General features: G+C 70.6%; 21 protein-coding genes and 3 pseudogenes. 15 read left to right on the top strand and 9 right to left on the bottom strand.

Annotation, left to right across the window (positions count from 1 at the left end):
- The first annotated feature begins 1 nt into the window (after nucleotide 1).
- The 8 genes and pseudogenes from OG219_RS01680 (at nucleotide 2) to OG219_RS01645 (ending at nucleotide 8,274) form a co-directional block, all read left to right on the top strand.
- Nucleotides 2-898: a branched-chain amino acid ABC transporter permease gene (locus OG219_RS01680; RefSeq protein WP_266822071.1), complete on the top strand. Its 897-nt coding sequence runs from the start codon at nucleotides 2-4 to the stop codon at nucleotides 896-898.
- The gene (locus OG219_RS01675) at nucleotides 891-2,093 is read left to right on the top strand and encodes a branched-chain amino acid ABC transporter permease (protein WP_266822069.1); all 1,203 of its coding nucleotides are present in this window, start codon (nucleotides 891-893) and stop codon (nucleotides 2,091-2,093) included. Before OG219_RS01680 ends, OG219_RS01675 begins: the two co-directional genes overlap by 8 nt.
- Nucleotides 2,094-2,157: 64 nt before the next feature.
- Nucleotides 2,158-3,435 (top strand): ABC transporter substrate-binding protein, encoded by a 1,278-nt coding sequence (locus OG219_RS01670; RefSeq protein WP_266822066.1) that lies wholly within the window; start codon nucleotides 2,158-2,160, stop codon nucleotides 3,433-3,435.
- A gap of 50 nt (nucleotides 3,436-3,485) precedes the next feature.
- Complete coding sequence (locus OG219_RS01665) at nucleotides 3,486-4,613, top strand: alpha/beta hydrolase (RefSeq protein WP_266822064.1); 1,128 nt, start codon at nucleotides 3,486-3,488, stop codon at nucleotides 4,611-4,613.
- A gap of 37 nt (nucleotides 4,614-4,650) precedes the next feature.
- Nucleotides 4,651-5,344 (top strand): annotated as a pseudogene (locus OG219_RS01660) (RNA-guided endonuclease InsQ/TnpB family protein); the annotation flags it as partial.
- A 278-nt stretch (nucleotides 5,345-5,622) separates the two neighbouring features.
- Nucleotides 5,623-6,252, top strand: coding sequence for a hypothetical protein (locus tag OG219_RS01655; protein WP_266822062.1), 630 nt, complete (start codon nucleotides 5,623-5,625; stop codon nucleotides 6,250-6,252).
- Nucleotides 6,253-6,444: 192 nt separating this feature from the next.
- On the top strand, nucleotides 6,445-7,350 hold the full coding sequence (locus OG219_RS01650; protein ID WP_266822060.1) for a universal stress protein: 906 nt from the start codon (nucleotides 6,445-6,447) through the stop codon (nucleotides 7,348-7,350).
- 42 nt (nucleotides 7,351-7,392) lie between these two features.
- Nucleotides 7,393-8,274: a universal stress protein gene (locus OG219_RS01645; RefSeq protein WP_266822058.1), complete on the top strand. Its 882-nt coding sequence runs from the start codon at nucleotides 7,393-7,395 to the stop codon at nucleotides 8,272-8,274.
- Here the strand turns inward: OG219_RS01645 and OG219_RS01640 are convergent.
- Entirely contained in the window at nucleotides 8,232-8,426 is a 195-nt protein-coding gene (locus OG219_RS01640) for a hypothetical protein (RefSeq protein ID WP_266835967.1), read from the bottom strand. The two genes, OG219_RS01645 and OG219_RS01640, sit on opposite strands and share 43 nt — an antisense overlap.
- 332 nt (nucleotides 8,427-8,758) lie before the next feature.
- Between OG219_RS01640 and OG219_RS01635 the strand changes: the two genes are divergently transcribed.
- The 3 genes from OG219_RS01635 (at nucleotide 8,759) to OG219_RS01625 (ending at nucleotide 14,255) form a co-directional block, all read left to right on the top strand.
- A complete protein-coding gene (locus tag OG219_RS01635) occupies nucleotides 8,759-11,149 on the top strand; it encodes a phosphoketolase (protein ID WP_266822056.1) in 2,391 nt (796 codons plus the stop codon).
- A gap of 182 nt (nucleotides 11,150-11,331) precedes the next feature.
- Nucleotides 11,332-11,865, top strand: coding sequence for a hypothetical protein (locus OG219_RS01630; RefSeq protein WP_323183257.1), 534 nt, complete (start codon nucleotides 11,332-11,334; stop codon nucleotides 11,863-11,865).
- A 2-nt stretch (nucleotides 11,866-11,867) separates the two neighbouring features.
- Nucleotides 11,868-14,255: a glycoside hydrolase family 65 protein gene (locus OG219_RS01625; RefSeq protein WP_266822054.1), complete on the top strand. Its 2,388-nt coding sequence runs from the start codon at nucleotides 11,868-11,870 to the stop codon at nucleotides 14,253-14,255.
- A gap of 97 nt (nucleotides 14,256-14,352) precedes the next feature.
- Here OG219_RS01625 and OG219_RS01620 read toward each other — a convergent pair.
- A pseudogene (locus OG219_RS01620) lies at nucleotides 14,353-14,466 on the bottom strand (universal stress protein); the annotation flags it as partial.
- 27 nt (nucleotides 14,467-14,493) lie between these two features.
- Entirely contained in the window at nucleotides 14,494-15,363 is an 870-nt protein-coding gene (locus tag OG219_RS01615) for a universal stress protein (RefSeq protein WP_266822052.1), read from the bottom strand.
- A 246-nt stretch (nucleotides 15,364-15,609) separates the two neighbouring features.
- Here OG219_RS01615 and OG219_RS01610 point away from each other — a divergent pair, with 246 nt between their 5' ends.
- From OG219_RS01610 to OG219_RS01600, 3 genes are read left to right on the top strand one after another with little or no spacing between them, the layout of a single operon-like run.
- The gene (locus tag OG219_RS01610) at nucleotides 15,610-18,306 is read left to right on the top strand and encodes a bifunctional GNAT family N-acetyltransferase/acetate--CoA ligase family protein (RefSeq protein WP_266822050.1); all 2,697 of its coding nucleotides are present in this window, start codon (nucleotides 15,610-15,612) and stop codon (nucleotides 18,304-18,306) included.
- Nucleotides 18,307-18,318: 12 nt separating this feature from the next.
- Nucleotides 18,319-19,050, top strand: coding sequence for a CBS domain-containing protein (locus OG219_RS01605; RefSeq protein WP_266822048.1), 732 nt, complete (start codon nucleotides 18,319-18,321; stop codon nucleotides 19,048-19,050).
- A 16-nt stretch (nucleotides 19,051-19,066) separates the two neighbouring features.
- Nucleotides 19,067-19,573 carry a flavodoxin domain-containing protein gene (locus OG219_RS01600; RefSeq protein ID WP_266822046.1) on the top strand — a complete coding sequence of 169 codons (507 nt, stop codon included), beginning with the start codon at nucleotides 19,067-19,069 and terminating at the stop codon, nucleotides 19,571-19,573.
- A gap of 105 nt (nucleotides 19,574-19,678) precedes the next feature.
- Here the strand turns inward: OG219_RS01600 and OG219_RS01595 are convergent, their stop codons facing one another.
- The 6 genes and pseudogenes from OG219_RS01595 to OG219_RS01570 all read right to left on the bottom strand — a co-directional run bounded on the left by OG219_RS01595 (nucleotide 19,679) and on the right by OG219_RS01570 (nucleotide 26,542).
- Entirely contained in the window at nucleotides 19,679-20,305 is a 627-nt protein-coding gene (locus OG219_RS01595; protein ID WP_266822044.1) for a DUF305 domain-containing protein, read from the bottom strand.
- A 118-nt stretch (nucleotides 20,306-20,423) separates the two neighbouring features.
- Nucleotides 20,424-20,837, bottom strand: a complete 414-nt coding sequence (locus OG219_RS01590) for a DUF6153 family protein (protein WP_266822042.1) — start codon at nucleotides 20,835-20,837, stop codon at nucleotides 20,424-20,426.
- 208 nt (nucleotides 20,838-21,045) lie between these two features.
- Nucleotides 21,046-23,302: pseudogene (locus OG219_RS01585) on the bottom strand (heavy metal translocating P-type ATPase).
- 184 nt (nucleotides 23,303-23,486) lie between these two features.
- Nucleotides 23,487-23,744 carry a HypC/HybG/HupF family hydrogenase formation chaperone gene (locus OG219_RS01580; RefSeq protein WP_266822040.1) on the bottom strand — a complete coding sequence of 86 codons (258 nt, stop codon included), beginning with the start codon at nucleotides 23,742-23,744 and terminating at the stop codon, nucleotides 23,487-23,489.
- A gap of 6 nt (nucleotides 23,745-23,750) precedes the next feature.
- Nucleotides 23,751-26,039 carry a carbamoyltransferase HypF gene (gene hypF, locus OG219_RS01575; protein ID WP_266822038.1) on the bottom strand — a complete coding sequence of 763 codons (2,289 nt, stop codon included), beginning with the start codon at nucleotides 26,037-26,039 and terminating at the stop codon, nucleotides 23,751-23,753.
- Nucleotides 26,036-26,542: a hydrogenase maturation protease gene (locus OG219_RS01570; protein ID WP_266822036.1), complete on the bottom strand. Its 507-nt coding sequence runs from the start codon at nucleotides 26,540-26,542 to the stop codon at nucleotides 26,036-26,038. The genes hypF and OG219_RS01570 overlap by 4 nt, the downstream gene beginning before the upstream one ends.
- A 199-nt stretch (nucleotides 26,543-26,741) precedes the next feature.
- On the opposite strand from OG219_RS01570, the gene OG219_RS01565 reads away from it, so the two are divergent.
- Complete coding sequence (locus OG219_RS01565; protein ID WP_266835966.1) at nucleotides 26,742-26,948, top strand: hypothetical protein; 207 nt, start codon at nucleotides 26,742-26,744, stop codon at nucleotides 26,946-26,948.
- Nucleotides 26,949-26,961: the final 13 nt, after the last annotated feature.

Genomic DNA, 26,961 nt, shown 5'->3' with positions numbered 1-26,961 from the left:
TATGCACAACTTCCTTCAACTGCTGATCGGCGGCATGTCCCTCGGCGCCGTCTACGCGCTGCTCGCGCTCGGTTTCGTCGTGGTCTTCAAAGCCGGCGGCGTCGTGAACTTCGCCCATCCGGCACTGCTCATGGTCGGGGCCTACTTCATCTCCCGCTTCAGCGTGGGCTACGACGTCCCCTTCCCCGTGGCCGTACTCGCCGGAGTGGCCATCGCGGTGGCCATCGCCCTGCTGGTGGAACGGCTGCTGGTCAGGCAAGTTGCCGGTCACGCGATTCTCGCGGTCAGCATCATGACCATCGGTGTGGACGTCCTCGTCCAGACCGAGGTCACTCGCCGTATCGGTATCGATGTCCTGCCCATGGGAGACCCGTGGGGCAGCGATGTCGTGGACGTGGCCGGCGTGACCGTCCCGCAGACCCGCTTGATCGCGCTGGCCGTCAGCGTCGTCATCATCTCGGGCTTCCTCACCTGGTTCCGGCTCTCGAACTGGGGTGTCGCCATGCGCGCCACCGCGGAGGATCCGATCACCGCGTCCTTGATGGGCATCCGGCGCAGCCGTGTATCAGCGGTGTCCTGGCTGATAGCGGGGGTCCTGGCCGCGATCGCCGGACTGTTCGTTACCGTTTTCCCCTCACCAGGGCTGGAACCCGCGACAGCGGCGGTGGCCCTGCGGGCCTTTCCTGCCGCGATCATCGGCGGCCTCGACTCCGTCGGAGGCGCCGTCATCGGCGGTCTCGTCGTGGGCGTCACCGAGGCGCTCGCCCAGGGATACGCGGAAGACCTCTCCACGCTGGGCACCGGATTCCACACCGTCATGCCCTATCTCGTGATGGTGCTGGTGCTGCTCGTCCGGCCGACCGGCCTGTTCGGAACCCGGGAGCTGCACCGTGTCTGATTCCCCGCTCACCACCTCCACGCCGCCGGGCACCGGCCGACGAGATCAGCAGCACAAGACGTCGCACCGGCCTGCGGCAGCCGCCACTGGCAGCCTGGCACGGAGCCTGGGGACAGGCCGGACGGTCACCGTCGCCGTTCTCGCGGTGCTCCTCGTCCTGCCGTTCTACTTGGAGTCGTTCTGGCTGCAACTCGGCCTGTTCATCTTTGCCACCGCGGTCGCCGCACTCGGCATGACCCTGCTGCTCGGCCAGGTCGGCATGCTGTCCCTCGGGCACGCGTTCTTCGTCGCCCTGGGCGCCTACGGATACACCTATTTCGCCGCGGACGGCGTGGACGGCGCGCACGGCTGGTCGGGCCTGGGGCTTCCACCGGTGCTCGCAGCCGTCCTCGCCGTCGGGCTCGCCGGGGTGGCCGGCCTGCTGTTCAGCCCAGTCGCCGCCCGGCTCCGCGGTATCTACCTCGGCATCGCGTCCCTCGGTCTCGTCTACGTCGGCCAGCACGTCCTGGTCAACGCCGAGACGCTCACCGGCGGCGTGAACGGACGCGATGTCCCCGGCTTCAGCGCACTCGGCCTGAACTTCGAGGACACGCCCGGGCAGACGCTGTTCGTCCTCGGGGTGCCCTTCCAACGCGAGGAACGCCTCTGGTATCTCGCACTCGGCACACTCCTTGCCGCCCTCGTCTGCTACCGCCTGCTCGTGCGCTCTCGCACAGGACGAGCCCTGCGCGGCATACGTGATCACGAGGTGGCGGCCGCGGTCATGGGCGTCGACGTCGTGCGCTACAAGGCCTACGCGTTCCTGATGTCCTCGATGTTCGCCGCCGCCGGCGGTGTCCTGCTCGCCCTGGCCTTCCGCCGCATCATCCCCGAGACCTTCGGAGCGGCACTGTCCATCGAGTACCTGGCGATGGTCGTCATCGGCGGCATCGGTTCCGCGTCCGGAGCAGCGTTCGGAGCAGCGTTCGTGACCTCCCTGCCACCGGTTCTCGAGAGGTACGCGACCCAGCTCCAAGGCGCTGAGAGCACCGGAGGCCTCAGCGCGGCGGTCATCGCCAAGTTCGTGTACGGCGCCGCCATCGTCCTGGTCATCATCTTCCAGCCCGGCGGCATGGCCTCCGTCGGAACCCGCATCCGCCGTATCGCCGAACGCCGCCGCGTCCGCCGCCACAACGCTCCGGAGCCCACCACCTGACCCCGTTCTCCATCTCTCGTTCCGCATCGACTTCTCTCGTTCCGCATCGACGAAAGAGATCATCATGACCACGCCTGTCCCTTCCCGTCGCAGAGTCCAGCACGCGCTGGCCGCCGGCCTCGTCCTCGGCATGATCGTCACCGCCGGGTGCTCCACCAAGGCGACGGGCGACGACGCCGGCAGCACACAGGCCGGAGGAGTGGCCGCCGGGCCCGGCGTCACCGACACGACGATCCAACTGGGCGTCCTCACCGACCAGACAGGCGCCTTCGCCGGACTGGGCAAATCCGTGGGCCAAGGGCGCGATCTGTTCTGGTCCGAGAAGAACAGCCAGGGCGGGGTGTGCGGCCGCAAGGTCGAATTCGTGGTGAAGAACCACGGCTACAACACTCAGCAGGCCGTCTCCGCCTACAGCCAGATCAAGGACGAGGTGCTGGGCGTACAGGAGTTGCTCGGGTCCCCGATGATCGCGGCACTGCTCCCGTCCATCGAGTCCGACGACATGCTCAGCCTCGTCGTCTCCTGGTCCTCCACCCTCCTGGAGAACCCCAACGTGGTCGTCCCCGGGTCCACCTACGACGTCGAGATGATCAATGGCCTGCAGTATCTGGTCGATTCGGGCAAACTCCAGCGCGGCGACACCATCAGCCACGTCTATCTCGAAGGCGACTACGGTCAAAACGCATTGGCGGGGAGCCGCGCGGCAGCCGAAAAGCTCGGCCTCACACTCAAAGAGCACTCGATCAAGCCCACCGACTCCGACCTGACCGCGCAGGTCACCGCGTCGCGCAACAGCGGCGCGAAGGCCGTTCTCCTCTCCACGGCGCCGGCCCAGACAGCCTCCGCCGTCTCCGTCGCCGAGGCCTCCGGCTACGACGCCACCTTCCTGGGCTCCAACCCCACTTTCACCCCCACCCTGCTCAGCGGCTCCGCCAAGACGGCTCTGCAGGAGAACTTCCTCCTGGTCGGCTCCACCGCACCGTTCGCGTCCAAGGCCGAAAAGCCGACGGCGGTGCGGGAGGCGTACGAGAAGAAGTACACGGAGCAGCCCACCTCGTACGTCAATCTCGGCTACGCCCAGGCCGAGATCATGGCCGGGATCCTTGAGGCCGCCTGCGACAAGAAGGACCTCACCCGCTCAGGCCTCCAGACCGCCATGCGTGGCCTCTCGCTGGTGGACACCGGCGGCCTGATCGCGCCCCTCGACTACAGCGAGGCCGGTGCGATCCCCGCGCGAGAGGTGTACGTGCTGCGCCCGGACGGCAAGGCGGCCGGTGGCCTCGTCATCGCTCAGGAGCTCTCCTCCTGCGACCTCGCCAAGACCTACGAGCCCGCCGAATGACCAGCTTCACGACCCTCGGCTCATCCGCGAGTTGAAAGGGAGACACCGATATGCGCGACCCCGTACCGCTGCGCAGCACCATGCAGCCGGTCCAGCCCCCTGAGGAATCCCACGTGGCCGCTGCTGCCACGTCCCGCCTGAAACATCGCGCACGGCACCGCATGCGAAATCTGATCGCGACCCTGGCGGCAGCTTCCGTCTGCCTCGGCGTTCTCGTCACCACCGATGAGGCCAACGCCGTCGGACAACCCCTCAGTTCCTCGGCGGCGAGCGACTACACGAGCTACATCGATCTCCCCTACGCGTCCGGCACCAGCCAGGTCCTCGACCTGTACGTGCCCGAGGGCGCCCGCAAGCCGCTCCCGGTAATCGTCTACGTGCACGGCGGCGCCTGGTCCGGCAGCGACAAGTCCGAGCTGAAGCGGACCATCGGCTGGGAGGCTCTGCTCGACCAGGGCTTCGCGATCGCCTCCGTCAACTACACGCTCAGCGCCAACGCCAAGTTTCCGACGCAGATTCAGGAGGTGAAGTCCGCCGTCCGGTACCTGCGTTCCGTCGGCCCCCAGTACAAGCTCAATGGGAAGGTCGGGCTGATGGGTGCGTCGGCGGGCGGCCAGATCGCCGGGCTGGTGGGCACCACCTGCGGTGTTCGCTCGCTTGAGGGCACCATCGGCACGACCGGGCCCTCCAGTTGCGTCGACGCGGTCATGGACATCGCGGGGCCGACCGATCTTGGCACGCTGGGGGCCACCAGCCCGGCCCTGTCAGGCGCGGTGGCTGCCTACCTCGGCTGCCCGGCCGGTGTGGAGTCCTGCTCCTCCGCCGTGTTGAAGCAGGCCGACCCGACCACCTATGTGACCTCCTCACGGCGACTACCGCCTTTCCTCATCGCGCACGGTGATGCCGACACCGTGGTCCCGCTGGAGCAGAGCCGGCGATTCCTCACCTCGCTGAAGCAGGGGTGCGGGAACGTCAGCCTGTTCACCCTGAGCGGGCAGGACCACTTCTTCGCCACTCTCGGCGCCCTCCTCGAGCCCTTTCCCGCCCGGACCGTGCAGACTTCGAAGGGCTGCGGAAAGACGAAGACCGCCACTGAGCCACCACTCGGCTACGCCACCATCGGCGCCTTCTTCCGCAGCAGCTGGGATTCGCCGTCCGGGCGGATCGCGGTGCCCTGACCCGCAGGTTGGTCTCTACCTGTGGTCTCGCTGGTTTGTGAGAGTGACCGGGAATCAGGTGAAGCGGGCGTTCAAGTACCGCTACTGTCCGACCGATGCGCAGGCGGCCGAGCTGTTGCGCACCTTCGGATGCGTTCGCAAGGTCTACAACTTGGCGCTCGCCGCCCGTACGCAGACGCTGTGGCACTTGCAGACGGCGTTCACCCACTTCTTCGCCAAGCGGGCCAAGTACCCGCACTTCAAGTCCAGGCGAAATTCCGGGAAGTCGGCGGAGTACACCACGTCCGGCTTCCGGTTCCGTGACGGGAAGCTGACACTGGCGAAGATGCCTGAACCGCTGGACATCGTGTGGTCGAGGCCCCTCCCCGCAGGAGCGGAGCCCTCGACGGCGAGGTGTCGCAGGATGCTGTGGGCCGCTGGTTCGTCTCGATGCTGTGTGACGACCCGTCCCTCGAGCCCCTGCGGGCCAACGGCAACGCGGTCGGTATCGACGTGGGCTTGGACCACCTGCTGACCCTGTCGACCGGGGAGAAGGTCACCAACCCGCGCCACGAGCGCAAGGACCGCGTTCGCCTGGCGAAGGCTCAGCGGACCTCGCGAAGAAGACCAGGGGTTCGGCGAACCGGAACAGGGCCCGGCTCAAGGTCGCCAAGATCCATGCCCGGATCGCCGACCGTCGGCGGGACGGCCTGCACAAATTGACCACTCGACTCGTGCGCGAAAACCAAACACATCGGCCACCTGCGGCAGGAAGCAGCGCAGCTCGTCTCGTCATCGACGAGTACTGCCGGGAAGGGGCGGCAGACGGCGAGGATGTGACGGAAGCTCTCGCCGGACTGCGCGTCGAGCCGATGTCGCGCGGTCGGCAGGCCAACAGGGCCTCCAGAGAGGGCCGTTCAGCCCCATGGGAGCGGACCTTCGGCCTCCGGTGAAGCCCGCCCCGTGCCGCGAGAGTGAGTGGTGTCAGGCACCGACCCGACATCCTCAGATTCCCGAAGGGATCACCATCATGGCCGTGCACGAGCACCCTCACCGGCGCCCGGGGTTCCACCTGCCCTCCTGGCGTGGGCACCGGACCACGTCCACCTCTGAGTCCGCCGTGTCGGCGAGCACCGACACGCACACCCTGCGGGCCTACTCCTTCGCGTCACTGCGCCTGCTGACCGGATTCGCCTTCCTCTGGGCCTTCCTCGACAAGACCTTCGGCTTCGGGTACGCCACCCCGTCCGGCAAGGGTTGGATCGACGGCGGTTCGCCGACCAAGGGCTTTCTGAGCGGCGTCGCCGCCGGGCCCATGGAGTCCACCTTCCACTCCTGGGCCGGCGACACCTGGGCCGACTGGCTGTTCATGGCCGGTCTGCTCGGCGTCGGGCTCGCTCTGATCGGTGGCATCGCACTGCGCCTGGCCGCCCTCGCGGGCACCGCCATGATGGCGCTGATGTGGATCGCCGAATGGCCGCCCGCCAAGCACCTCTCCGACGGTTCGGCCAGCATGTCCACGAACCCGTTCGTGGACTACCACGTCATCTACGCCGTCGCCCTGATCGCCCTTGCCCTGGCTGCGGCGGGCGATACCTGGGGCGTCGGCAAGCTCTGGGCCCGGCTGCCGTTCGTGCGCGACAACGGCTGGTTGCGCTGACAGCAGGAGGGACCGCGGGACCATACCTGGCCCGCGGTCCCTTCGCCGTACCGCGCACCCTCGGCGGGCTCTCGCGCATAGGGCCGGTCGGCCCCTGCTGGGGACCTGCGGCCTCTCCAACATGCCCGCCCCGGCCACGAAGCTGGAAGCGGATACCGCGATGCATCCGATCTGCCCTTGGAGGTACTCACCATGTCCCGCACCGTCACCGTAGGTCTCGACGGCTCGTCCGAGAGCCGGGCCGCCGCCGAGTGGGCAGCCCGTGAGGCGAAGCTGCGCGGGGTGCCGTTGAGGCTGGTCAACGTCTGGGAGCCGGTACCCGTGCCGATGGCACAGGCTCCCCTTCTGGGGGCCGAGACGCAGCAGCACTGGTCCGAGCGGATCCCGCGGGAGGCGGCCGAGGGGCTGCGGTTGCGCCACCCTGGCGTGGAGGTCGTCGTGGAGCAGCTCACCGGGCGGCCGGGCGAGGTGCTGTCCGACGCGGCGAAGGAGGCCGAGCTGCTGGTCCTGGGCTCCCGGGGCCTGAGCGGCATCGGCGGGTTCCTGGTCGGTTCCGTCGGCCAGGCCGTCGTCGCACACACCGAGCGGCCTGTGGTCCTCGTACGGGCCGGGGAAGCAGCCGCCGACGAGCACACGATGGACCCGGCGGGGATTCCGTCCGCCGCGACCGGGTACCGGCCTGTCGTCCTCGGGCTCGACACCGCGAGCCCCGACGAGGCCGTGATCGAGTTCGCGATCGACGCGGCCCTGCGACGTGCCACCTCCCTGCAGGTCGTCCACGGCTTCAGCCTGCCGCCCTATTTCGCGTACGGGCTGCCCGACGACCCCGAGCTGGACGCCAAGGCGGTCGCCGAGTGGGCGTCCGCCCTGACGGAGATCCTGAGTCCCTGGCGACAGAAGTTCCCGTCCCTCGAAGTCGTCGAGCACTCCCGGGCCGGCAAGGCCGCCGACCAGTTGGTGGCCGCCTCCCGCGACGCCTCCCTGGTTGTCGTCGGCCGCCGGATCCGCCGCTCCCCGGTCGGCGCCCACATCGGGCCCGTCACCCACGCCGTACTGCACCACGCCGCCGCCCCCGTCGCCGTCGTCCCGCACGACTGACCTGCCCGTCGGGAGAAAGGGACAGCAAGGGAGATGAGGACCATGGAATTGCCCCTGGTCGTGGGGGTGGACGGATCCGAGCCGAGCATGCGCGCCGTGGACTGGGCGGCCGACGAGGCCGCCCTGCACGGGGTGCCGTTGCGGCTCGTGTACGCCTCGCTGTGGGAGCGGTACGAGGGTGCCGCGCTCGCCGAGGGTCTTGGCAGGTCCTCGGAGCAGGTGCTGGCCGACAACATCGTCGACGCCGCCGCGAAGCGGGCCCAGCGACGGGCCCCGGACCTGAAGATCTCCACCGCGGTCCTGCCCGATGACGCGGTCAGCGTGCTGCTCGACGAGGGCCGCCACGCCTTCGCGGTCGTCACCGGGTCGCGTGGCCGCGGTGGTATCGCCGAGCTGCTGCTCGGCTCGGTCAGCCTGGCAGTCGCGGCCCGCGCCTACTGTCCGGTTGTCGTGCTCCGCGGCAGCCACGACAACCGGCGCACGCCCCGGACCTACCAGCGCATCGTGCTCGGCGTCGGCGAGGAGCCGGGGAACGCGGCGGCCGTGCGCTTCGCCTTCGAGGAGGCGGCGGCCCGGTACGCCGGATTGCAGGCCGTACGGGCCTGGCGCCGTCCCGCGCACAGGACCACCGACCACCCTCTGCTCGCCGGAGAGCCCGCCCGCCATGACGAGCAGCGGGCCACCGAGGATCTGGAAGCGGCGCTGTCCGGCGCCGCGCTCGAGCACCCGTCCGTGCAGGTGCGCCGACGGACCGTCGAAGGTCCTGCCCACCAGGCGCTGCTGGACGCCTCGGCCACCGCCGATCTGCTGGTCGTCGGAGCTCAGCGGCGTCGCGGGCGCAGCGGGCTCCAGCTCGGCCGGGTCGCCCACGCGGTCCTGCATCACTCCGCCTGCCCGGTGGCCGTCGTACCGCAGCGGGTGTGATCGCAGTGACCGCCTCGGACCCCATTCGTCGAGCGGCCTCCGCCCGAGGATCGAGCACCGGCGAGCGACCGCTGGTGCTTCTCCGCCGTGCAGAAGCCCATCGCATGCTCAACTCCCACACGGCCGTCCCAACCTCGATCAAACCTGACGATTTCGGCTGCGGCGGGCAGATTCGTGATGTAAAGCTGGAATCACCACTGGGTGTGCTCGCGCTCCGTGGGTTTCGACAGGGCCGCAATCCGCGCGACCCCGGGGGTCGAGGTGATCCGTGACTCGTTCGACGGTGCCGCTCCTGCGCAACACGTCGAGCCTCTCGAGCACCACGACGAGCCGGGCGCCCTCGGCCCTCATTTCACTTCTGGACCACCCCCCCGCTCCGTCTCCAGGCACAGCAGCTCCCGCTCGTACGCCATACGCGGCGGTGTCGCCTTCTTGTCGGCCATGCCGCCGCCCGCTCCCTCGACGACGCTTACGGAGTCATTCCATGCCCAAGGCCAAGCACGAGGACAACAGCACTGCCGTCCTGACCGGCGAGGAACTCCAGGCCCTGGACGCCCACTGGCGTGCCGCGAACTATCTGGCCGTCGGTCAGATCTACCTCATGTCCAACCCGCTGCTGACCGAGCCGTTGCGCCCGGAGCACGTGAAGCCGCGGCTGCTGGGTCACTGGGGCACGTCACCGGGTCTGAACCTGGTGCACACCCACCTCAACCGTGTCATCAAGGCCCGCGGCCAGGACGCGCTGTGCATTTGGGGCCCCGGCCACGGCGGGCCCGCGGTGCTTGCCAACTCCTGGCTGGAGGGCACGTATTCGGAGACGTATCCGGACATCGGCCGGAACGGCGAGGGCATGGCTCGGCTGTTCAGGCAGTTCTCCTTCCCCGGCGGGGTGCCCAGCCACGTCGCGCCCGAGACGCCCGGCTCCATCCATGAGGGGGGCGAGCTCGGCTACTCCCTCTCGCACGCCTACGGGGCCGCGCTGGACAATCCGGACCTGCTGGTCGCCTGCGTGATCGGTGACGGCGAGGCGGAGACCGGTCCGCTCGCCGCCTCCTGGCACTCCAACAAGTTCCTCGACCCGGTGCACGACGGGGCGGTGCTGCCGATCCTGCACCTGAACGGCTACAAGATTGCCAACCCCACGGTGCTGGCCCGGCTGCCCGAGTCCGAACTCGACGACCTGCTGCGCGGATACGGCCATGTGCCGATCCATGTCATCGGCGACGACCCGATGACTGTGCACCGGGACATGGCCGCCGCCATGGACGACGCCCTGGACCGCATCGCCCTCATGCAGCGCACCGCACGCGAGGACGGCGTCACCGAGCGGGCCCACTGGCCGGTGATCGTGCTGCGCACCCCCAAGGGCTGGACCGGCCCCGCCGAGGTCGACGGCCTGCCCGTGGAGGGCACGTGGCGCGCACACCAGGTCCCGCTCGCCGCGGTCCGCGACAACCCCGAGCACCTGCGGCAGCTGGAGACCTGGCTGCGCTCCTACCGGCCGGAGGAGCTGTTCGACGAGCACGGCAGTCCCCGACCCCAGGTGCTGGCCTGCGTACCGGACGGCGCCCGCCGGCTCGGTGCGACCCCGCACGCCAACGGCGGGCTGCTGCTGCGCGAGCTGCCCCTGCCGGAGCTGGAGCGGTACGGCGTTCCGGTCGACAAGCCCGGCGCGACCCTGCACGAACCCACCCGGGTCCTCGGCGACCTGCTGGAACACGTCATGCACGCCACCGGCGACCGCCGCGACTTCAGGATCGTCGGCCCGGACGAGACCGCCTCCAATCGGCTCCAGGCGGTCTACAACGCCAGCGGCAAGGCGTGGCAGGCCGAGACCCTCACGGTCGATGAGCACCTGGACCGGCACGGCCGGGTGATGGAGATCCTTTCCGAACACACCTGCCAGGGCTGGCTGGAGGGCTACCTGCTGACCGGCCGCCACGGTCTGTTCTCCTGCTACGAGGCCTTCGTCCACATCGTCGACTCCATGGTCAACCAGCACATCAAGTGGCTGCGCGTCACCCGCCGACTGCCCTGGCGCGCCCCCATCGCCTCCCTCAACTACCTCCTGACCTCACACGTCTGGCGGCAGGACCACAACGGCTTCTCGCACCAGGACCCCGGCTTCGTCGACCACGTCCTCAACAAGAGCCCCGAGGTCGTACGGGTCTACCTGCCGCCGGACGCCAACACCCTGCTGTCCGTCGCCGACCACGTGCTGCGCAGCCGCGACTACGTCAACGTCGTCGTCGCCGGCAAGCAGCCTTGCTTCGACTGGCTCACCATGGACCAGGCCCGTGCCCACTGCGCCCGGGGCGCCGGGATCTGGGAGTGGGCCGGTACCGAGGACGGCAGCCGTGAGCCCGACGTGGTGCTCGCCGCCGCGGGTGACGTGCCGACCCAGGAGGTACTGGCCACCGCACAGCTGCTCCGCCGGCATCTGCCGGACCTGGCCGTCCGCATGGTCAACGTCGTCGACCTGGCCCGGCTGCTGCCCCAGGAGGAGCATCCGCACGGCATGCCTGGATCGGAGTACGACGCGCTGTTCACCCGCGACAAGCCGGTGATCTTCGCCTACCACGGCTACCCGTGGCTGATCCACCGCCTCGGCTACCGCCGCACCGGCCACGCCAACCTCCATGTCCGCGGCTACAAGGAAATCGGCACCACCACCACGCCCTTCGACATGATCGTCCGCAACGACCTCGACCGCTACCGCCTCGTCATGGACGTCATCGACCGCGTCCCCGGCCTGGCCGTACGCGCCGCCCCTGTACGGCAGTTGATGGAGGACACCCGGCTGCGGCACCACGACTGGATCCGCGAACACGGCACCGACCTGCCCGAGGTCGCCGAGTGGACCTGGGCCAACTGAAGAGGCCGCCTTCCACAGGAGCACACCGCCATGACCGTTCGCATCGGCGTCAACGGCTTCGGCCGCGAGGTACCGGACCGCACCAACCGGGCCTGCGGCCTCACAGCCTTGGCGGCCGACAACTGATGGCCACGGAAGAGAGCGGCACAGCTGTGCCCCGCGCACCACGGGACACAGCGGCCGTGGTCCTCGACACCGACGGAGTCATCACCGACTCGGCGCGGGTACACGCCACTGCGTGGAAGACCGCGTTCGATGCCTACCTCGAAGAACGCCGGCCCGACGGTCCCGCAGACCAGGGGCCCTTTGACGTAGAGGACGACCATCTGCGGTTCGTCGACGGCAAGTCCCGGCTCGACGGGGCTGCATCCTTCCTCCGCCTCCCGGCACGCCCGCGAACTCCCCGACACGCGGGGGCGCCGGACCTCTTCGACACCCTGGTGGACGGCGGCGAGGCCGCCCGCCGCACCTGCCCGGCGAACCCGACCCGGCCCTCTTACTGGAGGCGACCCGCCGTCCCGGGGTCCCCGCCACCCTCGCCACCGTTGTGGAAGATGATGCCCTGGCCGGAGTTGAGGCCGGGCGGCGTGGCGGCTTCGGACTGGTCATCGGTGCAGACCGGACCCACGCCCCCGGGCACCCGTGCCGCATTGCTGAACCACGGCGCGGACCTGGTGGTCGACGATCTCGCCGAACTACTCGACGGGGAGAACTGACGATGCCCGACCGGACCGACTGGACCTGGGAGTACGAAGGCTACGACCCGGCGCAGGAGCGTCTGCGTGAGTCCCTGTGCACTCTCGGCAACGGCTACTTCGCGACCCGGGGCGCGGCTCCCGAGTGCACCGCGGACTCCGTCCACTACCCGGGGACGTATGCGGCGGGCTGCTACAACCGGCTCACCTCAGATGTGGCGGGACACCAGGTCGAGAACGAGGACATGGTCAATCTGCCCAACTGGCTGCCGCTGCGCTTCCGCACGGGCTCCGGGACCTGGCTCTCGCCGGACACACACAGACTCCTCGATCACCACCAGCGCCTGGATCTGCGTTCCGGCACGCTGGAGCGCACTCTTCGCTACGAGGACGAGGGTGGCCGACATCTCGCTGTGCGGCAGCTGCGCCTTGTCCACATGGCCGATCCTCATCTGGCGCTGCTGCGCACCGAGTTCACCGCCGAGGGCTGGTCCGGGGAGGTCGAGGTCGAGTCGGCTCTCGACGGGACGGTCACCAACACCGGCGTCGAGCGCTACCGCTCACTCGCCTCCCAGCACCTCACACACGTCCACACCGGCACCGCGTCCGACGACACGGTCTGGCTGCGCTGTCGCACCACTGCCTCCGACGTCCGCGTCGGCCTGGCCGCCCGTACCGTCACCGACGGATCCGCCGAGACCGGCACTGCACACGAGGGCGCGCGGGCCGCCCATCTGCTGCGTATCCGAGTGACCGACGGCCGCACGGCGACCGTGGACAAGACGGTCGCCCTGCACACTTCCCGCGACCCGGCGATCAGCGACCCGCTGTACGCGGCCGTCGACCGGGCCGGCCGCGCCCCGGACGTCGCCGCGCTCCTGGCCTCGCACCGCAGGGCCTGGCAACAGTTGTGGCGCAACGCCGAGCTCGATGTGCCCAACGGCGCGGGGCCCATCCTGCGCCTCCACCTCTTCCACGTGCTGCAGACCCTCTCCCCGCACACCGCCGACCTGGATGTCGGCGTCCCGGCGCGCGGCCTGCACGGCGAGGCCTACCGCGGTCATGTCTTCTGGGACGAACTGTTCGTCCTGCCCTACCTGAACCTGCACCTCCCCGAGGTCTCCCGGGCACTGCTCACCTACCGCCACCGCCGTCTGGAACGGGCCTGCTCCGCCGCCACCGACGCTGGGCACACCGGCGCGATGTACCCCTGGCAGAGCGGCAGCAACGGCCGTGAGGAGACCCAGCAGCTCCACCTCAACCCGCGCTCCGGACGCTGGCTGTCCGACCACTCCCACCTCCAGCACCACGTCGGTTCGGCGATCGCGTACAACGTGTGGCAGTACTGCGAGGCGAGCGGCGACACACAGTTCCTGCACACCAAGGGCGCCGAGATGCTCGTACAGATCGCCCGGTTCTGGTCCGGTATCGCGGCCTACGACGCGACGCTCGGGCGCTACCGGATCACGGGTGTCGTGGGCCCCGACGAGTACCACGAGGCCTACCCCGGTGCGGACAAGCCGGGGCTCGACGACAACGCGTACACGAACGTCACGGCCGCCTGGGTACTCGCCCGCACCCTCGACGTACTGCGCGGCCTGCCCGATCCGCGCCGCCGGGACCTCTTCGAACGCACCGCGCTGGATCCCGGCGAACTCAACGCGTGGGAGGACGTCTCACGGAAGCTGCACGTACCCTTCCACGACGAGGTCATCAGCCAGTTCGCCGGCTACGGCGACCTCGCGGAACTCGACTGGGACGGCTACCGGAAGCAGTACGGCGACATCCGGCGTCTCGACCGGATCCTGGAGGCGGAGGGCGACACCGTCAACCGTTACCAGGCGTCCAAGCAGGCGGACGTGCTCATGCTCGGCTATCTGTTCTCACCCGCCGAACTGCGGGGCCTGTTCCAAAGGATGGGGTATGAACTGGACGACGACACCTGGCAACGCACCGTCGATCACTACCTGCGCCGCACCAGCCACGGATCGACCCTGAGCAGCCTGGTGCACGGCTGGGTGCTGGCCCGGGCGCGGCGCGCCGACGCCTGGACATACGTCCAGGAGTCGCTGGCCGGGGACATCGCCGACCTGCAGGGCGGCACCACCGGCGAGGGCATCCACCTCGGCGCGATGGCCGGCACCCTCGACCTCGTACAGCGGGGCCTGACCGGCCTGGAGACCCGCGGCGGCGCGCTGCGGCTCGACCCGGTACCGCTCCCGGAACTGTCCGACTACGGTTTCGCGATCCGCTACCGCGGCCACTGGGGGGTTCAACTACGGCTGTCATCAGGGGAGGTGCGGATCACCGTGCCCGAATCCGACCGCGAGCCGATCGACATCGCCCTCGCGGACCGCACCGTCTCCGTGGCACCCGGAGAGTCCTGCACCCTCGACCTGCCGGACCGGTGACCGCCGGGCACTGGGTGTGGTCCAAGACGGAATACCGTGCCCGCTGCGACGGAGCGTCGAGCTCCGGCAGATGCGTCGTGTGGGTGGTGTCGTTCCCCGAGTGGAGCAGACGCGGCGTCGGGCCGCGCCGCAGCGCTTCGCGGGCCGCCCAGTCGGCGGCGTCCGCGCTCTCGGGCGAGCCGTCGACGCCGACGGTGACGAGGCGTTGCACGGTGCACCTGCTTGACGGTGGGGGCGTTCAGCAGTGCGGCACGACAGCCACAGGGCAGGGGGCGTGGTGCAGCACCGCGTGGTTGACAGGTCCGAGCTGCATGCCGACGTGCCCCTTCCTCCGCCGCGCACCGACGACCAGCAGGTCCGCGGTCGATGCGGCATCCAGCAGAGCCGCACGGCCATGGCCCTCCACCAGCTGTCCCCGCAGATCGATGCCGGGACGCGCCAGAGCGGCCGGGAAAAGCAGCCGGTCCATGAGGTGCTCCGCGGTGAACCGGTGTGCTTCGCTGTCCCCGCGGTGATGGGGGTGGTCGGGGACCTCACGTGCAGGACGGCGCCACGCGTGCGCGGCGGTGAGCGGTACGCCATGCAGCTCCGCTTCGTGCAGGGCGAATTCAAGGGGCTTCTGTGACTCCTCGGACTCGCCGATCCCAACCACCAGGCGGTGGAAGCCGCGCTGCACGTTCTTCTCCGCGCCCCGCACGACGATGACGGGCGACTCCGCGTGCGCCGCCACCGACAAGCCGACCGAGCCCAGCAACAGCCCGGTCAGTTCGCCCCTGCCCCGGCTGCCGACCACGACGGCGTACGCTTCGGCGCTGAGACGGATCAGGGCGGAGGCCGCGTCCTCGGTGAGCACGTCGGCCGTCGCCTTCACCGCGACGGCGCGGCGCATCGCGCGCTCGACAGCCGACGCGGCGACGTTGTCCGCGTAGACCTGAAGTGAAGGCCGCCCGGCACCCATCGACGGATGCAGGCCGCCGTACCCCTCCCAGGGAGACGCGTACACGATGCGCAGGGCCACGCCTCGCGCGGCTGCCTCGTCCACGGACCAGTCGAGCGCCTGGAGGCTCGCACTCGAACCGTCGACCCCGACGACCAACGGCTTGTCCACGACGCCACCACCCCTCGGCACAGCCCTCTGGCTGGGGCCTTCCTGTTGGAGGCTTCCACCCTGGTGCGCCTGCCGGGAGGGGCGGATCGGACCCCCCTGGGGACATTCGGCCCTGTCCATCGCGCCGAAGGGCCCGCTGGTGTCTCTTAGGGCCGACCGGCCCACCGGGCGCACCCGTTCAGCCCATGGAGCCGGTCCCCGCCCCGCTGGACGATCGAACTGTCAAGCGGCTGGAGGAGACCAGAGATGACGGACGACGAGCGCAGCCGACCTACGGTGCATGCCCTTCTCTCGGACGGCACCACCACACGCATACGCCCTGTGGGACCCGGTGACCACGAGCAACTGCAGGGGCTGTACGAGGAGATGTCCCCGGATAACCTCCGGCTGCGGTTCTTCGGGGCGAGCCGCCGCTCCGCCAAGATGGCCGCCGACCGGGCCTGCGCACCACCGCGCCCCGGCTATCGTGCCCTCCTCGCCGAGACCAAGGGCCAGGTGATCGGCCTGGCCGAGTACGAGGCCGGCGAGGACGACGCGGAGTCGGCCGAGATCTCCATCGCCGTGGCCGAGGGACTGCACCACCGGGGCGTCGGCACCCTCCTCGTCGAACATCTGGTCTCGGCCGCCCGCGCCGGGGGCATCACCGCGTTCACGGCCGACGCGCTCAGCGAGAACCACGAAGTACTCCAGCTCTTCGCCGACCTCGGGCTGCGCACGGCCCGCCACTTCGAGGGTCCGGAGGTGCGCTGCGTCATTGAGCTCGCAGAGGACGAGACCTACCTGTCTGCTGTGGAGACCCGAGGCCGGGCAGCCGACGTGGCCAGTCTGGAGCCGCTGCTGAGGCCGGACGCGGTCGCCGTGGTCGGCGCCGGGCGCAGGCCGGGGTCGGTGGGGCGGGCCATTCTGCACCATCTGCACCAGGGCGGCTTCAAGCGGCGGCTCTTCGCGGTGAACCCCGGTGTCACCTCGATCCTCGGAGTGCGCTCCTACCCGTCGATCGGCGCCTTGCCCAGGACTCCCGACCTCGCGGTCGTCGCCGTGCCCGCTGCCGCCGTCCCGGCCACAGCCGAAGAGTGCGGCAAGGCCGGCGTACGAGCACTCCTCGTCGTCTCCGCCGGACTCGACGGCGCACAGGCTCAGGCGCTGCTGGCAGCGTGCCGTACGTACGGCATGCGGCTGGTCGGGCCCAACTGCCTGGGTATCTCCAACACCGATCCGGAACTCTCCCTCGACGCCACCTTCGCCGCCGATCATCCGCGCCCCGGCACGGCGGGCGTCGCCGTGCAGTCGGGAGGCATTGGCATCGCCCTCCTCGACGGACTCTCCCGCCTGGGAATCGGCGTCTCGTCCTTCGCGTCCCTCGGCGACAAGTACGACGTCAGCGGCAACGACATGCTGCAGTGGTGGGAAGGCGACGGGCGGACCGACCTCGCTCTGCTGCACCTGGAGTCCTTCGGCAACCCGCGGGCGTTCTCGCGTACCGCCCGGCGTGTGACCCGTCGCATGCCGGTGCTCACGGTCGACGCGGGCCGCACCGACGCGGGCCGCCGCGCCGCCGCCTCGCACACCGCGGCCGCCGCGACCCGGACCATGACGCGCGAGGCCCTGTTCACCCAGGCGGGCATCACCGCCACCCGCTCGGTCGGTGAACTCCTCGAAACCGTGGCCCTGTTGCACTCGCAACCGCTCCCGGCCGGGAGCCGGATCGCCATCGTGACCAACGCGGGCGGCGCGGGCGTCCTGGCCGCCGACGCCTGCGCGGAGGCCGGACTGGCCCTCCCGCCGCTCACCCCTGAGCTGATCGGCGACCTGCTCGCCGTACTGCCCGACGGCGCCGCCGCGGGCAACCCCGTCGACGCCTCGGCGGCCGTCACGGAGGAGCAGCTCAGGAACTGCGTGGACCGGCTCCTGCGGCACCCGGGCGTCGACGCCGTCCTGCTGGCCCTCGTCCCCACGGCCGTCGCCGCCGCGACCGGTGACGACCTCGTGCGGGCCCTCACCGACGGTCCCGGCCGCCGCACCCGCACGCTCGCCGTCGTACGGCTGGAACAGGACCTGCCCGTCAAGCTGCTGCCCGCCAGGGACGGCGGCGCGATCCCCTCGTACGCCGAACCGGGAGCGGCCGCAAGGGCGTTGGCCCACGCGGCCCGGCGTGCGGCCTGGTTGAGCCGACCGTCGGGGACCATTCCGGATCTGGCGGGAGTCGACACGCCCCGCGCGCACGCCGTCGCCGAGACGTATCTCGCCGCACACCCGGACGGCGGCTGGCTCGACCCGCGCACCTGCGCCGAACTCCTCGCCTGCTACGGCATCCCGCAACTGTCCTGGGCCTGGGCCGAGACCGAGGACGACGCCGTCATCGCCGCCGAACGGCTGCGCGGCCCGGACGATCGCGTGGTCATGAAGGCCCACTGGCCCGGACTGCTGCACAAGTCCGAACAGCACGCCGTGCACCTCGATCTCCAGGGTGAATCCCAAGTGCGCGCCGCCTTCCGGGACTTGGAGACACGCTTCGCCGGGCTGCTGACCGGTGTGGTCATCCAGCCGCTCGCCGCGCGCGGTACCGAGTTGTTCGCCGGCGTGGTGCAGGACGAGGTCTTCGGCCCGCTGGTGCTGTTCGGGCTCGGCGGTACGGCAACCGAGGTACTGGCCGACCACGCCGCCCGCCTCGCCCCGCTCACCGACCACGACGTGCACGACCTGATCACCGCCCCCCGCTGCGCACCGCTGCTGTTCGGCGCGTACGGCAGCGGCCCCGTCGACCTCGAAGGCCTCGAGCAGCTTCTGCTGCGCCTGTCCCGCATGGCCAGCGACCTGCCCCAGCTCGCCGAATCCGACTTCAACCCCGTCCTCGCCACGCCCGGCCGCGTCACTGTGCTCGACGCACGCGTACGCCTGCTGCCGCGCGGGCCCCAGGACCCGTACCTGCGCCGACTGCGCTGAGGAGGAACCGCCATGAAGCACAGCAAGATCGGCTCCGTGATGACGACCGATGTCGTCCGTGCCGCGTACGGCACCCCGTTCAAGGAGGTGGCACGGCTGCTCGCCGACCACCGCATCAGCGGACTGCCGGTGGTCGACGACGATGAGAAGGTCATCGGGGTGATCTCCGAGACCGACCTGATGGTGCGGCAGGCGGAGGCGTCCGACCCGCACGAGCCGAAGCGTCGCTTCCGGCTCGCCGACCTGACGCGCGGTGCCAAGAGGCAGGCCGCCAAGGCCAGGGCCCGCACCGCCGGTCAGCTCATGACTGACCCGCCGGTCACCGTGCACGCCGACAACACCATCGCCGAGGCGGCCCGGACCATGGCGCAGCGGCGGGTGGAGCGACTGCCGGTGGTGGGCGAGGGGGACCGGCTCGTCGGCATCGTCACCCGTCGCGATCTGCTCCAGGTCTTCCTGCGGCCCGACAGGGAGATCCGTGCTGAGGTGATCCAGGAAGTGCTGGTGCGTGCGCTGTGGCTGGCACCCCGGAGCGTGGACGTCTCCGTGATCGAGGGGGTGGTCACGCTCGACGGCCATATGGAGCGCAAGAGCGAGACGGAGATCGGCGTATCCATGACGCGTCAGGTCGACGGCGTTGTCGCGGTGGTCGACAAGCTCACCTACCACCTGGACGACTCGCGACTCCAGCCCGGCGAGCAGGATCTGCACGGCGTCGCCGACGACTGGCTGCGCAAACTGTGAAAGGAGGCGGACCGCCATGCCCGACAGCGTGTTGGTCACCTACGGAACAACGAACGGATCCACTGCCCGGATCGCCGAAGCCATCGCCGACGTCCTGCGCAAGGACGGGCTGACCGCCGAGGTGCGGCCCGCCCAGACCGTGGCGAGCGTGGCGTCGTACGACGCTGTGGTGGTCGGAGGCGGACTGTACGCCGGGCGCTGGCAGAAACACGCCCGCCGCTTCGTCCGCCACCGCCGCGCACTGACCGGACGCCCGCTGTGGATGTTCAGCAGCGGCCCGCTCGACGCCTCGGCTTCGGAACGGGACATCCCGCCCGTGCCCGGCGTCCGGCGGGCCATGACCCGGCTCGACGCCAAGGAGCACATCACCTTCGGAGGCTGCCTCGAAGACGGCGTGAAGGGATTCTTCGCCCGGAAGCTCGTCTCCTCCGGAAAGGGCGGGGACTTCCGCGACTTCGAGCAGATCGAGGCGTGGGCCGCGGGCATCGGTGCCGAGCTGGTGGGCGAACCGGGGAAGAGGTGAGCCATGCCTGCCTCTGCTCGCCGCGGGTGGCAGTAGTGGCCTGTCAAGTACCACATCTGGGGCCGGGCCAGGCCTTGCGGCCCGGCCCCAGAGCCGTTGTGAGCGTCAGTTCTTGCCGAGGAGCTTGTTCATCTCGTCGATCTCGGCGTTCTGGGCGGTGATGATGTCGTCGGCCAGGGACTTGGCCGGGCCGTACTCGCCCTTGTTCTTCTCGGTGGTGGCCATCTCCACCGCGCCCTCGTGGTGGTCGATCATCATCGTCAGGAACATTGTGTCGAAGCCTGTGCCCGAGGACAGCTCCAGCTCATCCATGTCCTTCTGGTCCATCATCCCGGGCATGTCGGAGTCCGAGGAGTGATCCATGCCGGGCATCGAATCGGGTACGTCCTCGCCCCAGGACTTCAGCCAGCCGGTCATGGTCTTGATCTCAGGTTCCTGGGCCTTCTCGATGCGTGAGGCGAGGTCCTTGACGTCGGTCGAAGAGGCGTGCGCGGAGGCCATCTCGGCCATCTGCAGCGCCTGCTGGTGGTGGGGAATCATCTCCTGGGAGAAGGACACGTCCTGGTCGTTGTGCGCGCCGGCGGTGGTGTCGGCGCTCGCCGACGGCGAGTCCTTCGCCGTGGAGCTGGAGTCGCTGCCGCTGTCGTTGCCGCAGGCGGCGAGTACGAGTGCGGTGACAGCGGCCGTCGCGACGAGGGCCGCGCGGCGGGTCAGGGGACGGGCGGTGCTCATGGTGAACTCCTTGGATGACGCGATGAGTTCGCGACAGATCGGGACGGGTTCGGGACATGCCTGAGTGACGCACCGGCGCTGCCCATGGGCGGCGACAAGGGTGCGGCCCGGTCTTGTCCTAGATCCGCAGGAGTTGTAGTTCGGCGAGTGACGGTGGCGCGCGTCCGCCGTCCGACGAGGTGGTCGCGTACGAGCCATGCGGCTCGGGAACGGCGGCTTGGCCCACTGGGTCCGGCAGTGGAGCGGGCAGGACGTGCCCCGTGCCGACGGCGCCGGACGCACAGGTCGGGTCGGCGTGCTCGGCATGCCCGCCGCCGTGACCTGCCCCGTCGCCGTGGCAGGCGAACTCCGTGCCGACTGGCATGGCGCTCGCACTCATCTGCTGCGGGTGCCCGTGGTGAGCCGGGGTGGCACTCGCTCCGCCCGGACCGAGAGCGTGCATGCCCAGCAACCCGACCAGGAGCCCGAGCACCAGCAGGGCGCGCCACCGCCGCTGGGGCGGTCGCGCGCTGTGCTGTGTGCGGGCTGTCACGTCTTCATGGTACGGAGAGCGGGGAGCCGGCGTCGTACTCCGGCTCGTCCTGGCCCATCTCGTCCTGAAGCTGCTGGTGGCCTGGCCGCTGTATGCCGCGGCAAGCGGGAAATCGAGGGCGCTTCGGGCGGCGGGCCGTGAACTGTGGCTGCTGTGCGCCAGGTTGGTACGGCTGCTGCGGTTTCCCGTGCACACTCGCGAGTGCCCGTCACGGGGCGAGGGAGAAGTAGTTCTCCTCTTCCTGGGTGAAGTGCAGTCGCAGCACGCCGTACAGGCCGTACAGGCAGGCACGCAGGTCGTCGAGTTGATCCGGGCCCAGCCGACCGTCGGCGTCGGTGAGGGTGAGGTGGGTGGCGATACGTCGGGAGAGTCGTTCGATCTCGGCGTGGGCCCTGCTCATGGTGGCCGTGGACTCAGGGCCACCGAGGGAGGCCGCGAGGGCGGGATAGAGCTGGTGCTCCTCGGCGTACTCGTGCGGCAGCAACCGTTCGGTGAGCAGGTGGTGCACGTGCTGGACCGCGGCTCGTGCCCGTTCTTCCGACTGGCCGGAGAGGCGGTCCGCGGCGGTGCGGACCGCTTCGACGACCTCCCGCAGTTCGTCGTGCTCGGCCGCGAAGCGGTGGATGAGGCTCTCGGCGGCGGGTGTGAGCGGTGGCCCGGCGGCGCGGTCGGTGAGCAGGGCGCGCAGGGCGTTGAGGATGACGGCGACGTCGATGCCCTCCTGGAGCAGGGCACCGGCTGCCGGTGGCAGCAGCCCGAAGGCCGCTGCCACCATCGCGGCGAGAGACATCGCCATGCCGCCGAGCGCGCTCTGTACCGCGATGCGCCGGGCCCGTACGGCGATGGTCATCGCGTCGGCCAGACGGTCGACGCGATCGGTGGTGAGCACGATGTCGGCTGCCTCGGAGGAGGCGGTGGAGCCGCGGGCGCCCATGGCGACGCCGATGTCGGCGGCCGCGAGCGCGGGTGCGTCGTTGACGCCGTCACCCACCATCACCGTGACGGCTCGTTCGCGTTCCGAGCGCACCTGGGCGACCTTGTCGGCAGGGCTGTTCCGTGCGTACGGCGTCGAGGCCGAGGACCGCCGCGACTTCGCGTGCAGGTTCGGCACGGTCGCCGGTGAGCATCAGGAGCCGCTCGATGCCCGCCGAGCGCAGGCGCCGCAGCGTCCTCGGGGCGTCGTGGCGCAGTGGGTCGTGCAGCAGTACGGCGCCGCTGAGTTCGCCCTCGACCGTCACCCAGACGACCGTCGCGCCGTCCAGCACGGCTCGGTTGTCGACCGCGCGGGCCCAAGCAGGGCTGTCCGGTCCGAGTCGAACCCGGCCGACGGTGAGCCGGTGGCCGTCGACGGTGCCGATGGCACCGAGACCCGGCTCCTCGTGGACATCCGCGGGCAGGGACAGCTCAAGGCCGCGCCTGTGGGCCTCGTCGACGAGGGCCTGGGCCAGGACGTGCGGTGAGAGCTGGTCGACAGAGGCGGCCTGCCGCAGCACCTCCGCCGTCTCGCGGTGGGGCGCCGCGGTCACTTCGATGACCCGCGGGCGGCCGGTGGTGAGCGTGCCGGTCTTGTCCAGAACGACAGTGCGCGCCCGGCCCAGGGTCTCCAGCGCGCCGCCGTCCCGGATCACCACACCCCGGCGGGCGGCACGCGAGAGGCCGGAGACGATCGCCACGGGTGCGGCGAGCAGCAACGGGCAGGGCGTGGCGACCACGAGGACAGCGACCGCGTCGGTCGCGGATCCGCCGACCGCCCAGGCCAGACCGGCGATGACCACTGCAAGAGGTACGAACCAGGCGGCGTAGCGGTCGGCGAGGCGCACCACCGGGGCGGATTCGGCACTGGCCTGCCGGGCCAGCCGGACGATCTCCGCGTACGCGCTGTCCTGCTCGGTCGCGGTGGCCCGCAGCTCGAAGGCGCCGCCCGCGTTGACGACGCCGCTGCGCACCAGCGCGCCGCCGTCGCGCTCCACCTGGAGCGACTCCCCGGTGAGCACCGACTCGTCCAGGAGGACGGAGTTGTCGGTGACCCGTCCGTTCACCGGGACGACCTCGCCCGGCCCGACCACGAGCAGGTCGCCCACCGCGACCTCGGACAGCGGCACCGTGCGCACCTCGGTGCCGGTGCGGCGGCGTGCCGACCGCGGGGCGTGCTCCAGCAATGCGCGCAGGTCGTGTGAGGCACGCCGCTGCGCGGCTGCCTCCAGCGTCCGCCCGGTGGCCAGCATCAGCGCGATCAGGGCTCCGGCCCGGTACTCGCGAACGGCCAGTGTCCCGCCCAGGGCGAGCACGGCGATCACGTCCACGCCCCCGTGCCCGCGGCGCAGGGTGTCCAGCACCCACGCCACCGCCGGCACCACGGCCGCCACCGTCCCCGCCGCCCAGCACAGGTCCGCCGTCGCGCGAGCGCCCGTCAGCCAGGCGACACCACCGGCCACGAGAGCCGCGGCGGTGACCACGAGGAGCACCGATTCAGTGCCTTTGCGGAAGAATCGAGCACGCGTGGAGCAGCCTCCTCGGGCTCACCCGACAGCAATGCGAGCCTCGGACGGCGTCCGCAGCGAGTTGTGGACCAGGGGGTGGCGCGATCCTGATCCGTACGGAGTCGTGGTGCCGGGACCGTCGGTCCGCAGGGGCAAGGACCGGTCGGCCTCAGGGCAACGGTTCGCCCAGCTCCCCTTCGACCGCGCCGGCCATCGCGCGCAGCACACCGAGCGTCCGCCGCGCCTCCGCCTCGTCGACCTCGGTGATCGCGAAGCCGACGTGCACGATGACGTACGTTCCGACATCCGCGTCGGGCGTACAGCTGAGGCAGACCTCGCGCCGTACCCCGCCGAAGTCGACGGTGGCCATGCGCAGTCCGGCGTCGTCGTGGATCTCCAGGACCCGTCCTGGGATGCCCAGACACATACGCGTTCACCTCTCCCCGGCCAGCCGCGCGGCGGCGACCGCTGCCTGGCCGTAACTGATGCCGCCGTCCCCGACCGGAACTTGGCCGCCGACCAGCACCCGCAGTCCCTGCGCGTGCAGTCTGCGCCTGACCTCGGTCAGCAGCCGACGGTTGACGAAGCAGCCGCCGCCCAGGCACACCGTGTGCGGCGCACCATCCTCCACGGCCCGCACGACGAGCTCGGTGGTGACCAGCGCGAGCGTGAGATGGAAGGCTGCGGCCAGTCGGGGCACGGGCTCCCCGCTGGACCGGCGCTCCAACAGGTCGGTCAGGGTCGCCGCGGGGTCATACACCCACAGACCGTTCACCCGCACGATCCGGTGGGCCAGCGGCACCGCGTGCTCGGTGCCCGCCGCGGCTTCGAGGAGGACGGCCGCCTCGCCCTCGTAGCCGACCGCGTCCGCGAGGCCGAGCAGTGAGGCGACCGTGTCGAAGAGCCGCCCCGCGCTGGAGGCGCGCGGGCAGTTGACGTCGCGGGCCACCATGGCGCGCACGGCGGCGACCTCGGACGGATCGAGGCGGTCCGTGAAAGCCCGAGTCAGCCACGGGTACGGGCGCGGTGTGCCCAGCGGTTCACCGCCGAGCAACTGGCCCAGAGCCGTGCGGGAAGGATGGCGTACCGCCGCGTCGCCGCCGGGCAGGGGCGCTGTCGCGAACCTGCCCACGCGGCGGTAGCCGCTCAGATCGGCGACGAGGATCTCGCCGCCCCACAGGGTTCCGTCGTCCCCGAGCCCCAGACCGTCGTAGGCGACCCCGAGGAAACGGCCGCGCACCCCGTGTTCGGCCGCTACGGCGGCCACGTGAGCGTGGTGGTGCTGCACGGGGATGCGGCGCAGCTGCTGCGCCTCGGCCCACTGCGTGGAGAGATAGCCGGGGTGCAGGTCGTGCGCGATGGCCACCGGCTCGATGCCGGTGAGTCGTTTGAGATCGTCGTACGCCTTCCGGAACGCGTCGTACGTCGCCATGTCCGCCAAGTCGCCGGTGTGCGGGCCGAGATGAGCCCGGTCGTCGGCGGCGAGCGTGAAGGTGTGTTTGAGCTGGGCGCCGGCTCCGGCGACCGGTGTGCCGACGGCCAGTGGCAGGGGAGCGGGGGCCAGTCCGCGTGCTCGGCGGACGGTGATCCGGGTCCGCCCGGTGAGCTGGACCACCGAGTCGTCGTAACGCGCGCGGATCGGCCGGTCGTGCGTGAGGAAGCCGTCCGCGACGTCGGCGAGAGCGTGCCGGGCCTCGGCGTCGTCGACGGAGATCGGCTCGTCGCTGCGGTTGCCGCTGGTGACCACGAGCGGCCGTGCGAGGTCTTCGAGCAGGAGGTGGTGCAGGCCGGTGGTGGGCAGGAACAGACCGATGCGGGGGAGGCCCGGGTGGACTTCGTAGGCGAGGGGGGCCTCGCCGCGCACCGGGCGAGCCCTGAGCAGCACCACCGGACGCGCCGGAGACGTCAGCGTCTCGCGCTCCGTACTGCCCATGCCTGCCAGGCGTGCTGCCGCATCGACGTCGCGCACCATGACGGCGAAGGGCTTCGCCGGGCGGTGCTTGCGGCGCCGGAGCTCCGCCACCGCCGCGGGATCGCCCGCGTCGCAGACCAGTTGGTAGCCGCCGAGCCCCTTCAGCGCGATGATCCCGCTGTCGGCGACGGTCTTCACCGCTGCCCGCAGCGCCGCCTCGTCGCGCAGTTCCCCCCAGGCCAGTTGGGGGCCGCAGGTGGGGCAGGCGAGGGGTTCGGCGTGGAAGCGGCGGTCGGCCGGGTCGGCGTACTCGGCCGCGCAGTCCGCGCACAGCGGGAAGCGGCGCATGGTCGTGCGGACACGGTCGTACGGCAGGTCCTCGATGATCGTGGCGCGCGGTCCGCAGTCGGTGCAGTTGATGAACGGGTAGCGGTGGCGTCGGTCGGCGGGGTCGGACAGCTCCCGCAGGCAGGCGTCGCAGATCGCCGCGTCGGGAGGGACCTCGCGCGGCGCCGTCCCCGTGTGACCGGGTGCGCTGTGCCACACGCGGAAGCCTGTGCCGTACGCCGACTCCTTGTCACCCGGGGCCAGTTCGACCCGGCGGACGCGGGCGAGGACCGGCGCGTCGGCACGCAGCCGGGACGCGAATTCCTCGATCACACCGGGTGGTCCCGCCACCTCGCCCTCCACATGCCCGTTCACGTTCGCCACCCAGCCGGACAGGCCCAGCGTTTCGGCGGTCCGGTACACGAAGGGCCGGAATCCGACCCCCTGTACGGTCCCGTACACCTGGAAGCGCCGAACGTTCATTGCTCCTCCCGGGCTGTGGCAGCGAGAAACCGCACGATTTCGTCCTCGACCGAGGCGATGAGGGGTTCCACTGCGGCCGCGACAGCGGGTGAGAGCCCGGTGCCGAGGGAGCTTTCGGCGCCCTCCACGGCGTAGACGACGAGCCGCGTCGGCAACTGCCCCAGCACACGGGCGAGTTCGACGGCCTCGCCGAGGCCGAGCCCGTGCGAGCTGGTCGTCGTTGGCCGGTCGAGGCGCTCGGCGTCGAGTTCGAGGCGGTGGACCCGGCCGGGGCTTGCGGGGTGCGCGTGGGCCGCGTCGACGACCACGGCCAGAGCGGCGCCCTCCCACAGTCCGATCAGGCGGCCGGGGTCGCCGTCGCAGATGGCGAACTCGGTGCCGGGCGGCAGGGGCCGGTTCCCGGACCGCTCCCGCAGCCGGGCTACGACCTTCCATCCCACGCCGTCGTCCCGCCGGAACTCGTTCCCGACGCCGACCACGGCGATCCGCGTACGCGTCCTCATATCCGCCAGCGTGCGTCGGCACGGGACCACCTCACAGGGGCCGAACGACCCTTTTCGGGGGCCGATCAGTCTCCGTCCGGGCGCAAGGGCCATTCGGCACCCGAGTGAGCACCGACTGGCTCAAGTGCCCTGCATATAGAGGGAGTTGGCTGTAAGTGAAGGAGCTTCCCGCTATGCAGTCCCACAGGAGGTGAGGACAGTGCGTACGACTCTCACGCCGGAGTTCTATCAGCTGTTCGCCGTGCTGCTGGTCGCGGCCATGGGCGTGACGTTCGTCGTTGCGGCGGTGGCAGACGCGTTGCTCGTCCGGCTGCTGCGCCGTCTGCACACGTGCCGCCAGGCGACTCTCCACCGTCGTCATCCGGGGGTCGGCTCCTCAACGAGGCCGGTCGCTCACTCGCGGTAGTCGCCGAACCGGC

Origin of the sequence: Streptomyces sp. NBC_00038 (assembly GCF_026343635.1) — a bacterium.
GTDB lineage: Bacteria > Actinomycetota > Actinomycetes > Streptomycetales > Streptomycetaceae > Streptomyces.
The sequence above is the reverse complement of the archived record's forward strand: the minus strand, read 5'-3'. Positions and strand labels throughout refer to the sequence as shown.

Coding starts and splice junctions, on each gene's coding strand:
- OG219_RS01680 (WP_266822071.1), top strand. CDS start 2: ATGCACAACTTCCTTCAACTGCTGATCGGCGGCATGTCCCTCGGCGCC.
- OG219_RS01670 (WP_266822066.1), top strand. CDS start 2,158: ATGACCACGCCTGTCCCTTCCCGTCGCAGAGTCCAGCACGCGCTGGCC.
- OG219_RS01665 (WP_266822064.1), top strand. CDS start 3,486: ATGCGCGACCCCGTACCGCTGCGCAGCACCATGCAGCCGGTCCAGCCC.
- OG219_RS01655 (WP_266822062.1), top strand. CDS start 5,623: ATGGCCGTGCACGAGCACCCTCACCGGCGCCCGGGGTTCCACCTGCCC.
- OG219_RS01650 (WP_266822060.1), top strand. CDS start 6,445: ATGTCCCGCACCGTCACCGTAGGTCTCGACGGCTCGTCCGAGAGCCGG.
- OG219_RS01645 (WP_266822058.1), top strand. CDS start 7,393: ATGGAATTGCCCCTGGTCGTGGGGGTGGACGGATCCGAGCCGAGCATG.
- OG219_RS01635 (WP_266822056.1), top strand. CDS start 8,759: ATGCCCAAGGCCAAGCACGAGGACAACAGCACTGCCGTCCTGACCGGC.
- OG219_RS01625 (WP_266822054.1), top strand. CDS start 11,868: ATGCCCGACCGGACCGACTGGACCTGGGAGTACGAAGGCTACGACCCG.
- OG219_RS01610 (WP_266822050.1), top strand. CDS start 15,610: ATGACGGACGACGAGCGCAGCCGACCTACGGTGCATGCCCTTCTCTCG.
- OG219_RS01605 (WP_266822048.1), top strand. CDS start 18,319: ATGAAGCACAGCAAGATCGGCTCCGTGATGACGACCGATGTCGTCCGT.
- OG219_RS01600 (WP_266822046.1), top strand. CDS start 19,067: ATGCCCGACAGCGTGTTGGTCACCTACGGAACAACGAACGGATCCACT.
- OG219_RS01595 (WP_266822044.1), bottom strand. CDS start 20,305: ATGAGCACCGCCCGTCCCCTGACCCGCCGCGCGGCCCTCGTCGCGACG.
- OG219_RS01580 (WP_266822040.1), bottom strand. CDS start 23,744: ATGTGTCTGGGCATCCCAGGACGGGTCCTGGAGATCCACGACGACGCC.
- hypF (WP_266822038.1), bottom strand. CDS start 26,039: ATGAACGTTCGGCGCTTCCAGGTGTACGGGACCGTACAGGGGGTCGGA.
- OG219_RS01570 (WP_266822036.1), bottom strand. CDS start 26,542: ATGAGGACGCGTACGCGGATCGCCGTGGTCGGCGTCGGGAACGAGTTC.